Annotated in this window: 11 protein-coding genes and 4 pseudogenes; 7 read left to right on the forward strand and 8 right to left on the reverse strand. The window is 39.7% G+C overall.

Annotated elements, in window-relative coordinates; translation table 11 throughout:
• Positions 1 to 2: 2 nt before the first annotated feature.
• Entirely contained in the window at positions 3 to 530 is a 528-nt protein-coding gene (locus tag ACE3JL_RS21800) for a GIY-YIG nuclease family protein (protein WP_375328365.1), read from the reverse strand.
• 169 nt (positions 531 to 699) lie between these two features.
• On the opposite strand from ACE3JL_RS21800, the gene ACE3JL_RS21805 reads away from it, so the two are divergent.
• From ACE3JL_RS21805 to ACE3JL_RS21825, 5 genes are all read left to right on the forward strand, one after another.
• Positions 700 to 1,326: a DUF488 family protein gene (locus ACE3JL_RS21805; protein WP_375328366.1), complete on the forward strand. Its 627-nt coding sequence runs from the start codon at positions 700 to 702 to the stop codon at positions 1,324 to 1,326.
• On the forward strand, positions 1,319 to 1,756 hold the full coding sequence (locus ACE3JL_RS21810; protein ID WP_193958278.1) for a DUF488 family protein: 438 nt from the start codon (positions 1,319 to 1,321) through the stop codon (positions 1,754 to 1,756). Before ACE3JL_RS21805 ends, ACE3JL_RS21810 begins: the two co-directional genes overlap by 8 nt.
• A gap of 85 nt (positions 1,757 to 1,841) precedes the next feature.
• Positions 1,842 to 2,633: a hypothetical protein gene (locus ACE3JL_RS21815; RefSeq protein WP_375328367.1), complete on the forward strand. Its 792-nt coding sequence runs from the start codon at positions 1,842 to 1,844 to the stop codon at positions 2,631 to 2,633.
• 250 nt (positions 2,634 to 2,883) lie between these two features.
• Entirely contained in the window at positions 2,884 to 3,471 is a 588-nt protein-coding gene (locus ACE3JL_RS21820) for an L-threonylcarbamoyladenylate synthase (RefSeq protein WP_271992194.1), read from the forward strand.
• Positions 3,426 to 4,283 (forward strand): sensor histidine kinase KdpD, encoded by an 858-nt coding sequence (locus ACE3JL_RS21825; RefSeq protein WP_271992193.1) that lies wholly within the window; start codon positions 3,426 to 3,428, stop codon positions 4,281 to 4,283. The genes ACE3JL_RS21820 and ACE3JL_RS21825 overlap by 46 nt, the downstream gene beginning before the upstream one ends.
• Here the strand turns inward: ACE3JL_RS21825 and ACE3JL_RS21830 are convergent.
• Positions 4,219 to 4,689 (reverse strand): GNAT family N-acetyltransferase, encoded by a 471-nt coding sequence (locus ACE3JL_RS21830; RefSeq protein WP_271992192.1) that lies wholly within the window; start codon positions 4,687 to 4,689, stop codon positions 4,219 to 4,221. The two genes, ACE3JL_RS21825 and ACE3JL_RS21830, sit on opposite strands and share 65 nt — an antisense overlap.
• 174 nt (positions 4,690 to 4,863) lie before the next feature.
• Positions 4,864 to 5,031, reverse strand: coding sequence for a hypothetical protein (locus ACE3JL_RS21835; RefSeq protein WP_375328368.1), 168 nt, complete (start codon positions 5,029 to 5,031; stop codon positions 4,864 to 4,866).
• A gap of 55 nt (positions 5,032 to 5,086) precedes the next feature.
• On the opposite strand from ACE3JL_RS21835, the gene ACE3JL_RS21840 reads away from it, so the two are divergent.
• Positions 5,087 to 6,082: a carbohydrate kinase gene (locus ACE3JL_RS21840; RefSeq protein WP_375328369.1), complete on the forward strand. Its 996-nt coding sequence runs from the start codon at positions 5,087 to 5,089 to the stop codon at positions 6,080 to 6,082.
• A 900-nt stretch (positions 6,083 to 6,982) separates the two neighbouring features.
• Here the strand turns inward: ACE3JL_RS21840 and ACE3JL_RS21845 are convergent.
• The 4 genes and pseudogenes from ACE3JL_RS21845 to ACE3JL_RS21860 form a co-directional block, all read right to left on the reverse strand.
• Positions 6,983 to 7,520: pseudogene (locus ACE3JL_RS21845) on the reverse strand (ISNCY-like element ISMae2 family transposase); the annotation flags it as partial.
• 26 nt (positions 7,521 to 7,546) lie between these two features.
• Positions 7,547 to 8,761: pseudogene (locus tag ACE3JL_RS21850) on the reverse strand (ISL3 family transposase).
• A 540-nt stretch (positions 8,762 to 9,301) separates the two neighbouring features.
• Positions 9,302 to 9,832 (reverse strand): annotated as a pseudogene (locus ACE3JL_RS21855) (ISNCY family transposase); the annotation flags it as partial.
• 526 nt (positions 9,833 to 10,358) lie between these two features.
• Positions 10,359 to 10,718 (reverse strand): hypothetical protein, encoded by a 360-nt coding sequence (locus tag ACE3JL_RS21860; RefSeq protein ID WP_375328370.1) that lies wholly within the window; start codon positions 10,716 to 10,718, stop codon positions 10,359 to 10,361.
• A gap of 375 nt (positions 10,719 to 11,093) precedes the next feature.
• Between ACE3JL_RS21860 and ACE3JL_RS21865 the strand changes: the two are divergent.
• Positions 11,094 to 11,365, forward strand: a pseudogene (locus ACE3JL_RS21865) (IS1 family transposase); the annotation flags it as partial.
• Between the two features lie 91 nt (positions 11,366 to 11,456).
• On the opposite strand, the gene ACE3JL_RS21870 reads toward ACE3JL_RS21865, so the two are convergent.
• Positions 11,457 to 13,205, reverse strand: a complete 1,749-nt coding sequence (locus ACE3JL_RS21870) for a hypothetical protein (protein ID WP_375328371.1) — start codon at positions 13,203 to 13,205, stop codon at positions 11,457 to 11,459.
• Between the last annotated feature and the right edge of the window lie 22 nt (positions 13,206 to 13,227).

Here is a 13,227-nt window from a genome sequence, read left to right on the forward strand (position 1 = left end):
TTTTACTTTAAATCGAGCAAACCCTGTTCTTTTAACTTGGGATTAAAACGAATTTCCATCTGTACTCCCCGTTTTTCTAGGGTTGATAAAATATCGTTTTCTACTCGTCTGGATACCTGTTTTAATAACTTAATTTTCCCTAATTCATCAGCATTTTGATAAATTTCTTTTTCTGTCTCAGTCATGGCTAATTTAACATCAATTGGCTCTGTCCAGAGTTTTTCATTGCTGATTACTGACTGACTTTCTCTTAGCCAAGCTTGTTTAATCGATTCGAGAATAGTTCGATTAGGACGCTCAATCACCTGTATTTTTAGCCAATAACAAGCTTGGGGCTGTCGGGCAAGATGTTGTTTTAAACTGAGATAAATATCACGAGAATAGCCGACAAAATTTAGGACTTGCTCTCGATTAAAAATGGCATAAACCCCAATTTTTTCCTGTAAGTCAGCAGAGATATTACCCGTGGTATCTAGGTAGGGAATATATTCTAATTGTTGGAGATTAGCAAAAGTATCAGGCTCGTTCATAATTAATCATCGCTCATTGGTTGGAGATAGCTAAATTATACCTAAGTTTGAATTTTATATTCCGGGCTGTGGCTAACCCAGGAGGGTAAACTAACAGTTATCTGACTCGATAAACCCAGAGGTACTGAGATATAATAAGGTAGGTTACTAAACTATCAAGTTAGATACAATGCTGGCTATATTTACGATCGGGCATTCTAACCACACCCCAGAAAAGTTCCTCGAACTCCTCTCCATTCATAACATCAATGCTTTAGCAGATGTGCGTTCCGCTCCTTACAGCCGCTATCTTCCCCACTTCAACAAACAAGCCCTCCAGTACTACCTACCCACAGCAGAGATTCGCTATGTTTTTTTAGGGGCGGAGTTAGGGGCGCGGCCCGCAGATAGTAGCTGTTATGTGGAAGGCAGGGCCCTTTACGAAAAAATTGCCGTCCTTGACTCATTCCAACAGGGACTGAAGCGCATCATCAAAGGATCGCAAAATCATCGCATTGCCCTGATGTGTGCCGAGAAAGACCCGATCACTTGCCATAGAGCCATTCTGGTGTGCCGGCATCTCCTGTCTTTTAACCTTGAAATTGCCCACATTCACAGCAACGGTGACTTGGAGTACCAGGAAAATCTCGAAGAACGACTCTTGCAAATTCATGACTTGCAAGACAAACAGGAGAATATACAACTATCTCTTTTCCCTACAGTCAGTCAACCTCAGTTGCCACGAAGCGAGAGAATTAGTCAAGCCTATCAGCTGCAGGGCGATCGCATAGCCTATGTGGAGAAAGATCATGATTAAACTTTTCACCATCGGGTTTACCCGAAAATCTGCCTCTAGTTTTTTTGAAGGCCTAAGAAAAGCGGGCGTTACTAAAATCATCGATACTCGCTTGCATAATACCTCCCAGTTATCCGGCTTTGCCAAACAAAACGACTTAAAGTACTTTCTCTCTGAGATTGGCGGCATCGATTACTCCCATGAACTATCACTTGCGCCCACTCAAGAAATTTTAGATGCCTACAAAAAGAAACAAATATCGTGGGAAGATTACTCTAAAAAATACCTTGGCATTCTGCATCAAAGACATATTGAATCAACGATCAAACCGGATAGCTTACAGAATTCCTGTTTTCTTTGTAGCGAAGACAAACCTCACTTTTGCCACCGGCGACTTGCCGCAGAATATCTTCAGTCCCATTTTAATAATATAGAAATTATTCATCTGTAGGGAGATCGGCACCCCCCTTATCAAGGGTGGCAGGGGGGATCGAACGGAAAATCCATTTTTAATTTAATTATAACCAGCTACTTATATGGAGATAATTTGTCTAGCTAATTCTTACAAGCATCAGGGAAGATGTATTGCGGGGATAGACCGAGAATCGGGTCAGTGGTTCAGACCAATTTCCGAGTTAGAAGACGGCAGAATCCCTCTAGATAATCATTGTATTCAGACTGGGGAAATTAGTATTTTGGATATCCTCAGTATTCCTATCGACAGCGAGAGAAAATCTGGCCATGAGATTGAGAATATTGGCTACAAAAACTTACCTTGGGCAATTATTGGCAAAGCAGAGGTGGCCAATCTTTTACAGTTTTGCGAGGGCGATTTATTATATCCCGATTACGGAAAGTCGATACCTTATGAATATCTGAAATCCCAAGCTCCAGTACGCACTCTCCAATTGATTGAGGTAAAATCATTCTGCTGCCGTAAAAACAGCAGGGGGAAATGGCGGGGGATTATTGCCGATGCTCAGTATGATTTCGCCGATTTTGATCTTAGCATCACCGATCCGATAATTCTAGAGAAACTCGATCGAGAGGAAGAAATAAACCCTCACTGTTTAATCTGCCTCAGTCTCGGACAGCCTTGGCAGCCCGATGCCAATCTTCCCCTATCATGCTATCGTTTGATTGCGGGAGTGGTTGAACTTTTGCCAGAAATTCAACTCATCGCTACGGAAATGGAGAGATTATCTTGGAGTAGAGAACAAGGAAAGGAATATTTAAAAGAAAAATTTGGCAAAGTTTCCCGCTATCAACTTACTGAAAATGAAGCTAAACAGTTTCTTGATTTTTTGAGAAGCGGTGGAAAAATATAGCCAACTAACAAATCACTCACGGTGGTGAGTTCAACCGTTAGACTGACAGTTTAGCTGCCAGGGAGTGAACTAAAGATTAATGGGACGGTGTGATCGTTTTCTGATTCTGAAAGGTTAAGAAGTTGACCATTTTTGACAAGAGGTACTAGGAGCAACTGTTAGTAAAATTAATCTTGATCCACTGCTTGCCCTTTAAAATTGTACCAAAAAGTCTTAGGCTAAATTAGTCCCCAAAAATGATCAATTCTTAATGCCTACTGCTTCTCTTAACGAAATTGTTCACGCGGCCCTCAGTGGTCAAGTGGTTTCTTTTCCCACCGATACAGTCCCCGCTTTAGCGGTTTCTCCGCCCTATGCGGCCTTAGTTTTTGCCGCTAAAAAACGGACTTTTGATAAACCTTTAATTCTCATGGCGGCCTCAGCAGCAGATTTATGGGATTATGTCAAGGGAAATCAGGAAGAAAGGGAGATTTGGCAGCAAATGACCGAAAAATACTGGCCCGGCTCCCTAACTTTGGTTTTACCTGCTTCTGAAAAAGTACCAAAAGTTATTAACTCTAAGAATCCTAGCACGATTGGTATCCGAGTTCCTGCTCATGCGATCGCAAGAGAAATTCTCAGTCGAACTGGTGTTTTAGCGACCACAAGTGCTAACCTGTCAGGACAAGAGCCTTTATTAACTCCTGAAGCGATTATGACTACTTTTCCCTCGGTGACGGTGTTAGCGCCCACAGAAAGGCAAGCATGGGGAATAATCAATAGTGGACAACCCTCCACCGTCGCGCGTTGGCAATGTCAAAGATGGGATATCTTACGACAAGGGGCAGTTTTTCTGTAAATATGGACGATATTGACGCTTTAAAACGGGAATTACAGCAAACTCGCCTCGCTTATCACATGGCTGTGGCAATTAATCACCTCAAAAGCAGTTTTTTGGCACGGGTTGCCCACGAATTGCGATCGCCATTGAGCAGTATGATCAGTCTCCATCAAATGATTCTCGCCGATCTTTGCGAAAGTCCGGCCGAAGAAAGGGAATTTATCGCCCAGGGGCAACTGGCGGGCCGTAAACTGATGGCAATGCTCGATGAGATGATTAATCTCTCCAAACTAGAGTCGGGTACTATACCTCTGGAGCGAGAAATTTTTTCTTTAACTAAACTCTGGCAAGATTGGGCAAGTTTAACCCATTTACAAGCAGCTAATCGCAACATTCAGCTTAAATTTAGCCCTTTAACCGATGATATTGCTATTATTGCCGATTATCAACGTTTATCCTCCGCTCTTGTCCTTCTCGTCGATGCAGCGATCGCCGACTTAGCGAGTGGCTCTATTTGTATATCCGTAAGCGCTCTTGACGAGAAAAAAGTCACTATTGTCCTAGAATTTCCGGGGGAAATCCCTCTTTGGCAAATGCCAGAAATTTCCCCTTTGAGTTTAGAATCAAAGCCGGAAGAAGTAAAACAATTTACTCAAGTTCTTGGCTTTTCTCCCGGTCTTAAATTCCAGTTAGCGAAGGGAATTATCGAAGTATCGGGGGGGGAAATGAGCTTAGATCAAATCGATAACAATAGTCAGGACAAGCTCACACGGATCGTTTTTTCTTTACCTCGATCGCCGGATAGGAAAACTCCTCGGGATAACGATTAAATAATACCATCGTCGTCATGGCGTTGTTTTGGAAACCAATGCGCTGGTAAAATTGTTGTTGGTTAGTAGTCATCAAATAGACTCTTTCCACCCGATTCATCCGGGGATGGGCCAAAACTGTTTCTACTAATTTACGTCCTAAACCGGCTCCCTGATAATCGGGATGAACAATCACATCCCAAATAGTAGCCCGATAAATGCCGTCGGAAGTGGCCCGAGCAAAACCAATTAATTGCCGCTCATTCCACACCGTCACCACCGGATCACTATGGTCAATTGCGGTTTCTAAATCTTCTAAACGGCGATCTATTGCCCAAAATGCGGTTAAATTAAATAATTCTCGTAGTTGCAATAGATCTATCTTGCTTTTATCCTCGTCAAACTGAATCTGACTACAATCAATCATGATATTTCCTTAGTCTAAGACTAAAAAATAGGAGAAGATATTTTTCCGAGAAAAAGGATTCACGCTCGATCGGACTGATTTATGAGCAATTTCCCCTAATCTATGTGTCTAATTATACTCAATGCCTCAGATAATCTCTAGTTGATTTATCGTCATTTCTTGACAAGTCATTAATCAGTGAGCGGGAGTCAGGAGATAGGAGTCAGGTTTTAGGTTTTGGGGGTTGGGGTTTTGGGGTTTTGGGGTGATAGGGTTTTGGGGTGATAGGGTGATAGGGTTTTGGGGTGATAGGGTGATGAGACAGCTTCCCCACTTCCCCACTTCCCCACTTCCCCACTTCATAATTCATAATTCATAATTCATAATTCATAATTCATAATTCATAATTCCCACAGCAATGCTTAACAATCAAAGATCTTCGCCGGTGTCTGTAATTTGTTTAGGGGAAATCCTCTATGATCTAATTGCCGATCAAAGCGATTGCGCTATAGAGCAAGTAACTTCTTGGACAAACTACGCGGGGGGTGCGCCAGCAAACGTGGCCTGTGGATTGCGAAAATTGGGCATAAATTCGGCTTTTATCGGTTGTGTGGGCAAAGATCAACCCGGAGAACAGTTAATCGCCTTGCTAGACGCTCTCGGAGTTGATACCACTGGTGTACAGTATCACCCCACCCTACCCACCCGACAAGTTTATGTCACCCGCGATGCTGGGGGAGACAGACATTTTGCGGGTTTTGTCGGCAGAAAAACGACGGATTTTGCCGATGCTGCCCTTAATGCTGACCTATTGCCCGAAAATCTCTGGAAAAATGCTGATTATCTAGTGATGGGAACCCTAGGGTTAGCCTATCACCTTTCCCGCCGGGCAATGCAACGCGCCCTCGAATTAGCTAAAATTTACGCGGTAAAAGTATTGATCGATATCAACTGGCGACCGGTTTTTTGGACTAATCTTGAGGCTGCTCCTGATATCATTCGAGATTTTATTGCCCAGGCCGATTTGCTCAAATGTAGCGAGGAAGAAGCAGCATGGTTATTTAGCACTGATACCCCCAGAGAAATATCATCACAATACCCCAATTTAGGGGCAATTATGGTTACTGGTGGCGCAAAAGGTTGTAAATATCATTTAGGCAAAAATAGCGGTAATGTCGAGGCTTTTACTGGGGAGGTAGTGGATACAACCAGGGCGGGGGATGGCTTTGTGGCGGGTTTTTTGGCTCGTGCTGGTCTGGGAGGCGATCAAATCGAGGAAAATGCCGATTTAGCGCGTAAGGCGGTGATTTATGCCTGTGCGGTGGGGGCAATGGTGACAAGAAGAGCAGGAGCGATCGCATCCCAACCGACTCGGGAACAGGTGGAGGAGTTTCTAGCGGCCTTTGACTCCTAGAACCCACATTCCGCACCCTAAAGTGTCACATTGAAAATTTTATCCAAATCGTCAAAACGATTGCTGGCTCTGAATTACAGGCTAATTTGTTTGTCTAGCAGATGCACAATTAGCCCTAAAACCCACATTCCGCACCCTAAAGTGTCACATTGAAAATTTTATCCAAATCGTCAAAACGATTGCTGGCTCTGAATTACAGGCTAATTTGTTTGTCTAGCAGATGCACAATTAGCCCTAAAAATCTGATAGCTCTGATACCAAATTATTGAGATAAACTCTCATTAAGCTGGCGATCGCTGACTAGAGTGTGACACTTCATAATTCTTAGTAATCGCTAAAAGTCTTACTATACAAGGGCTAGAGCAACTTTTGATTTCAACGACTAGGGTGCGGAATGTGGGCTAAAAATCTGATAGCTCTGATACCAAATTATTGAGATAAACTCTCATTAAGCTGGCGATCGCTGACTAGAGTGTGACACTTCATAATTCTTAGTAATCGCTAAAAGTCTTACTATACAAGGGCTAGAGCAACTTTTGATTTCAACGACTAGGGTGCGGAATGTGGGCTAGAAATTATCAGCAATTCTCATTTTGAAAAAAATCAGATAAAATTCTCTTATTTAAATAGAGAACTTGTGTAGAAGCATGATTTTTTGACAGATAATTATCATCCAACACTGGAGATAGACAGGTTTTAAGAACTTTGTCCACGAAAAATTGATTTCAACTCATAAATATGGATGAAATTCTAACAAAATTTTTAGTTTTTTTATAAACAATTTTCTTTTTCTCCTTCAAGAGTTCTGACATTTTTAACTAGAATTTACTTTTTTAAATGGGACATATTCGGTTAGAATAAATGAGAAAAATTCCGACCAATTCTTAAACCAAATAAATTTTAATAGGGTACGAATATCATTAAAGAAAGAAGTCCGAGTTACTAATAGCTCACGAATCTTTTGATAGGTGTAATTAACTAAATCCAACACGGTATGAAATAAAAAAGCTAGTAAATTCAAAGACAATAAGAACTCGCACAAATGACTTTGACCGTGACCAAAGTTATGCTCTAAATTATAACCGTGATTTTTAAGAACGTTATTGCCTTCATTTTCAACTTTCCATCTGCTGCGTCCAGCTTTGACAATTTCTTCGACATTATTTTCCTTGATTTTATGATTAGTTATCCAATTATTTTGGTAGATAGTTTTCTGGGTTTTTTCATTGATAACAGTCACTTCACACCAATTAACTTCGAGACTTGAGTCCCCCTCTCTTAAGGGAACTCTAGAAGCATAACGATAACGATAAATTAGATTTTTTCGTCCATCCCATTGTTTCTTTTCAACGGTCCTAACTTCGCCACTTTTTTCTAAAAATTCTAGCCATTCATATAAAGTTTTATGCGACGTTTCCAAACAAACAAAAATAAAATTGGCTCTTCGTTACCCTTTATGCTAAATCAACAGACAAGATGCCAAGATAACATACTTCTAACCCAAAAATTCCGAAAGTTTCTAAAGCCATAGGCTCTCCGTTTTATTAGTTTAAGTTTATTGTTGATTCCCTCGACCACCCCATTTGTTGTCCTTTGCTCGAAATAACTAATTATTTCTCCAAACCAGTTTCGGATTGTTTGAGAACTCTTGGTAAAAACACTGGAGGATTTTGCCAACCATTCTGAGATAGATAGCAGTCCTTCTGTCGGATTCTCTGAGGTTTCATAAATCTTTCTAAATTCTTCCTTTAACTCGTGCATCTTTTTCAAATTTGGGAAATTTTCTTTGATAGCTTCTAGTTTGATTTTTTGGGTTTCCGTCAAATCTTTTTCATTTTTTAACAAGCTATATTTACTTCGCTTTAAAACTTCTAGCTTCGCTTCTTTTTCCGCTTTCTGTTTTTTATTTTTCTGCGCTTCTACGGCTCTTTTTTCTGCTTTTCTCTGTTCGTCTAACTCTTGATTAATTTGTTTCATTACATGGAATCTATCGGCGACTACCTCGGCCGATGGCATCAATTCTTTCACCAAATTTTTATAGGGCAACCAAAGGTCTATGCTGACTTCTTCAATTTGCTCTAACACCTCTTTTCCCCACCCTGTAAGCGTTTCCCTCAACTCCTCTTGTGTTCGCTTCTCTAGAATAGCTATTAGTTTTCCCGTATCTAAATTTACTAAAACCGCACAGTAATTTTTTTGTCCTTTGACTAGAGCGATTTCATCAATTCCTAGTCTTTTTAATTTCGATAGGTCTGTCTCTGTAATTTCTTCAGCTATGTCCTCTATCATTCTTTGAATCTCTTCTTCCGTTACGTCATTTCTTCGGCTAACATTTAAAATATCTCCTTCTTTTAATTGTTCGAGTATATTCTCGGCTAGTCTTTTCGTATAGGTTCGTTTCTTGGCGACAAAATCTAACTCTTCGCTAAAGGATTTCTGACAATTACCGCACTTAAATTGACGACGATTAACTTGTAGGTACACTGGTTGTCCTGAGATTGGTAAATCTTTGACTAAATGTCGATGATTTTGGTGTAGTTTATCGCTCTCTAACCCACAACGAGGACAGATTGCTTTTTGATTTTTCGATTCGACTGGTCAAACTATATCGATATTTTCTAGGTGTCGATAGCCTTGAATACAGGTTCCTTGTAGGTTCAAAAATTTGTCCAGTATCATAAGTAAAATAATCTCGTTTTTGGCTATTATATCAAATCTTAACTCAATTGTCTATCTTTTGGTATTAACTTATTTGTGCCTTAAGTGTTTTCCTGTATAGATTTCAGCTACTTTTAGGCGTAGGCAGTCTCATCGATTTTTATTTTAAGTTAATTATTTGCATAACAGTTACCAAAGAGCCATAAAATTATAACCTTGTTTTACCGCTAATTTACAAACAGGTTCGTGAGAATATAAGTCGTCTCCTAAAAGAGTTACAGGATAACCATACTTATTTTTATGATTCCTATTTAACCATCTTTTAACGGCCGCATTTTCACAGTCTTGTTTTTGATGTCCATCTTGTTTTTTAATGAATTCTGGCTCTAAATTAATTAGGTTCTTCCGAACTTACAATGTAGAAAATTCCCCAAGCTCCCTCTCTGTCCAGCAATGCTCTAAAGTTGATAAATATCAATCTAACAAAAACTCAAAGCTTTACTATACAAGCTTTACAAGCATAAGTTGTTAATAGTTTTACATGACAGGTTCGGTAGAGCCATTAATTACTTGTTTTTGCTTAGGAGAAACTACTATCGGTGTGACACAGCCATGAAAATAAGTTGTAGTTCCATTTCGATGATTACGACAGTTACAATGAGGGCAATTAATTTTCTTTGATGAGAAATATTCTGTGCCATCTAACGCCACTAATATTTCTCCATCTAAGTAGAGAAACTTTTTCAAAACTCCCTTTTCTTTTAACCATTCATAGACTTTTTGAAAAGTCCTAGAGATATTAGATGCTGGCACTGGATCTAGCAAATTTCTTATTTGATTATCCCCAGGAATTTTTTTAATTGAAAATAAACTTTCAGCATTATCTTTTCCCTTATTGCTTTTCATTAAACGTTGATGGTCTAAAAAAGACGGCGACTGAGTAAAAAAGACTGAAAATGCAGCCATCACGGCATCTTTTATCTCATATTTTCTATTATTTCCAGGTTTCCTCTCATCGGGTAAATCATCTAATTCTTGATGTAAAAATTGCATTAATTCCGAAATTTCTAGGGTTGCCGCTTTTTGAGCCATCTTGGAATAATTTGACGTGCTGGTGGATTTCTATCTCACCCATTTTACCTTAGCTGACAATAATTATAAATTTTTATTTCCCTTGAATTCCCTATTCTAAAAACAGAACTATCTTCCTGATTTAACCCCGTTCGTTCTCAGCCAACCTCTTTGATTGCTTGAGTATTTATACTTAATTTGTCTAGCCAATTGTTTTTTTTATTGTTCGCCTCTTCTAGAAAATAGTTGCTTCGTACTATATTTTCCTTGCCAAAATCGGGGTTAATGCTCTATTTATTTCAAAATGAGAATTGCTGTCGAACCATCGCCCCCACTCCATTTACGGGGATCGCTGCTACCGTTTTCTCTCCTTCTTTAGAGTCATGACCTTGCCCGAAATGGATCACGACAACCGTAGAGGGAATCGTGATACTATTAAGACCCGAAAACAGCTTGACTTGATGCCATCCTTCCTCCCACAATAATTTACTCGTTAAGGTGATTATTGTTGAGTCGGCTCTTCTCGACTTTGTGTGATAATTTTTGCTTATAGAATCGTGAAATATTTACCTAGAAAGACTTTTAGGACTATTTTGCTGAAGAAACTATCAGTATAGATCCCGTTTCCACACAGAAACCAGAAGAGCTTTGAGTCAATGGGAAACATCGCTTGTGCGTCCGCCTTTCCTTTTTTGGCGATTAATCGTTTCGTTAACTCTTCGATTATTTTCTCGAATGGTTCACTTTCTCGGATTTTACTGGCTTTAGAAAATGTGGAGAGATTAAGGTTGATTCCTTGAAGAGTCATCCGCGTACATAAATCTCTCATACTGACGAGGCTTTTATCTAGAGCGAAACCTATCCAACTGGACACGAAGGTAAATGTACTAATCGCCCTCTTAGTCATTTTTGGGCAGTGGATTGAGAAGAGCTTTTATGAGTTTTGAAAAATTTGTCATCAGGGCAAACTCACTATTGTGAGGGTAATAAGTTGTCTAGATTCTATCTATAATAGCATTTTTTGTCTCGCTTTTCTCAACGTTCAACACTTCTGGTCGATAGCCTTGAATACAGGTTCCTTGTAGGTTCAAAAATTTGTCAAGTATCATAAGTAAAATAGTCTCGTTTTTGGCTATTATATCAAATCTTAACTCAATTGTCTATCTTTTGGTATTAATTTATTTGTGCCTTAAGTCCTTTCCTGTATGAATTTCAGCTACTTTTAAGCGTAGTTGCTCTCATCGAATTTTATTTTAAGTTAATTATTTGCATAACAATTCCCGAAGAGCCCAAAAAACTTTGGGCTAGTTTACCAGGTGTTTACCGACAATGCGCGGTTGCTTACACAGGCTTTTGGGAGTCCTATAAGACAGTAATTCCCAGTAAACGTCATCGACCGGTCGGGAAAGAAACTGATCAAACTAATCCTATTGAAAGATTAAATAATACCTTTCGACACAGGCTTTCTTGGTTGGTGAGAGAGAGTCTATCTTTTTCTAGAAAAATGGAGAATCATGTTGGGGAAACCCTTGGTATTTTATCCATGACTACAATGTAAAGCAAAGCAAAGGATTAAGCCTCCATCACTACTACCGAATCACCAACTCACCACCTCAATTTGGTTATTTACCATTTTTTCACTACTCTATTTTCTCACATAAATCCCAATGCCCTCAACTTCATCCACCATGCGATAGTTATTTTCAATCACAGTGGCGATTTCGGGATAGGCATCGTAACGACAATTCGTCTCCTTGCGACGACAAAGCTTCTTATCGACATAGGACTCATCCCCAGCTGTGGCATCTACAAAAACCTTGGATTTTGACTTTAATAGATCGTCTGCGAAGCTTTTTAGATGATAAGCCTGCTGGGGACCTTTAAAAACCATCCATTGAATCGCACCGTCTCTAACTCCCGGATACAGTCCAGTCTCGACATATAGATCATTCCTCTTGCCCCAGACCGCCATTGAATCAGTCGGTGAAGCGTATTGCAAGATTGTCCGCACGACGGGAGTTTGATAGTCCTGAAGATATTTTTGGTGTCGAGAGAGATAGGGGTTTTTGCTTCTGATAAAAGTATAGCTCTGTGGGAGGATGACCGCGATCATCAATAGCAATATCAAAAACTGTATCTGTTTATAAAAAGCATTATTCTCCGACAATTTAAAAATTTCTCCGATTATCACACCGATCAAAAAACCACAGGGGAAAACAAGAAAAAGAAGATAATGCAGGAAATGATTACCAGGGCGAACGACGACATAAAGAGAAACTACTAGGATAAACAGGCTGTAGAAGAAGAAGATAAAAGTATTTGTGAAAAATAGCTTTCGCCGTACAATACTTTCCCTGAAAAATAAAATCGTTGCGGGGATGAGAAAAATCGAGGTAATTTGAAATAGTGAACTTGAGTTTAATCCTTCACGATTAGCCATTGATATAAATTGGCTGAACTTTTCGCCGAAGGTTAGGTTCTTTACATCGGCATAAATTAATAAATTCTGGAGGATATACCTTCTCCAGAAATCTTCAGAGGTTGAAAAAAGAATTAAAAAAAAGAGATTGATAGCAGAAAACAGCAATAAGCCTAAGGCAAGCGTAGCTAAACTTTTGAGAAATTGTCGGAGATTTTCTTTTCTAGTCCAAAGTATGTGAGCGAAAATTAAAGTGATTGCCAGCGCTACGGGAAGACCCTGCATTTTTGCGTAGGGCATCATTCCGATAACTGCACCAAAGATAAAAACCATGCGATCACTAAACTCGCGGGTGTAAACGTAGCAGGTCATCCAAAGAGCAGCACTTAAAATAGCGATCGGGAAATGTTCGCTGCTATAGTGAACGAAATTACTGTGGACTGCCGAGGAGAAAAATAAAACAACTGGGATAGTCGCAATACGGGCGACTCGATTATCGTATAAATATTTAAGCGAGTAATAGAAAAAGATAACGGACAGAATCACTAAAAATAAGCCGATAACTCGAGTGCTGGCGTAATCGATGGGAATATTCAATAGCTTAGGAATAGTCAGGGGTATAATATTCAGCGGACCCGATGAACCAGTATCAACTGATCGCCAGAAAGCCGGATCCTTAACCAGTTTCATCGCGGCGGCAATGAATTGATCTTCATCCGAATTAATAGAGGGAGCGAGTAAAACTGGCCAACGACCAGCGAGAATCGCTAACCCCGTCCACGCTAAAAAAACAGGTTCCGAGAAAACCCGTAAGACAAATCTACTAACCTTCGACTCGTTGAAGATTGTAGGAGAAAGCGCTAGAACGACAAATATGAATAATACAACAATCAGACTTATCCTATATAGATTAGCTAATCCAGATAGGTTTTCTATTGCATTTAATAAAGATAAGCGTAAGTCAAAATTTTCCATGGTGAATCGGGGCGTTGGTTCG

The organism is Microcystis sp. BLCC-F210 (genome assembly GCF_042134685.1).
Lineage (GTDB): Bacteria > Cyanobacteriota > Cyanobacteriia > Cyanobacteriales > Microcystaceae > Microcystis > Microcystis aeruginosa_D.

What these genes read in the sequence shown, in the direction of transcription:
- ACE3JL_RS21830 (WP_271992192.1), bottom strand. Translation starts at nt 4,689, where the DNA reads ATGATTGATTGTAGTCAGATTCAGTTTGACGAGGATAAAAGCAAGATA.
- ACE3JL_RS21800 (WP_375328365.1), bottom strand. Translation starts at nt 530, where the DNA reads ATGAACGAGCCTGATACTTTTGCTAATCTCCAACAATTAGAATATATT.
- ACE3JL_RS21860 (WP_375328370.1), bottom strand. Translation starts at nt 10,718, where the DNA reads ATGACTAAGAGGGCGATTAGTACATTTACCTTCGTGTCCAGTTGGATA.
- ACE3JL_RS21815 (WP_375328367.1), top strand. Translation starts at nt 1,842, where the DNA reads ATGGAGATAATTTGTCTAGCTAATTCTTACAAGCATCAGGGAAGATGT.
- ACE3JL_RS21820 (WP_271992194.1), top strand. Translation starts at nt 2,884, where the DNA reads ATGCCTACTGCTTCTCTTAACGAAATTGTTCACGCGGCCCTCAGTGGT.
- ACE3JL_RS21840 (WP_375328369.1), top strand. Translation starts at nt 5,087, where the DNA reads ATGCTTAACAATCAAAGATCTTCGCCGGTGTCTGTAATTTGTTTAGGG.
- ACE3JL_RS21810 (WP_193958278.1), top strand. Translation starts at nt 1,319, where the DNA reads ATGATTAAACTTTTCACCATCGGGTTTACCCGAAAATCTGCCTCTAGT.
- ACE3JL_RS21835 (WP_375328368.1), bottom strand. Translation starts at nt 5,031, where the DNA reads ATGAAGTGGGGAAGTGGGGAAGTGGGGAAGTGGGGAAGCTGTCTCATC.
- ACE3JL_RS21870 (WP_375328371.1), bottom strand. Translation starts at nt 13,205, where the DNA reads ATGGAAAATTTTGACTTACGCTTATCTTTATTAAATGCAATAGAAAAC.
- ACE3JL_RS21825 (WP_271992193.1), top strand. Translation starts at nt 3,426, where the DNA reads ATGTCAAAGATGGGATATCTTACGACAAGGGGCAGTTTTTCTGTAAAT.
- ACE3JL_RS21805 (WP_375328366.1), top strand. Translation starts at nt 700, where the DNA reads ATGCTGGCTATATTTACGATCGGGCATTCTAACCACACCCCAGAAAAG.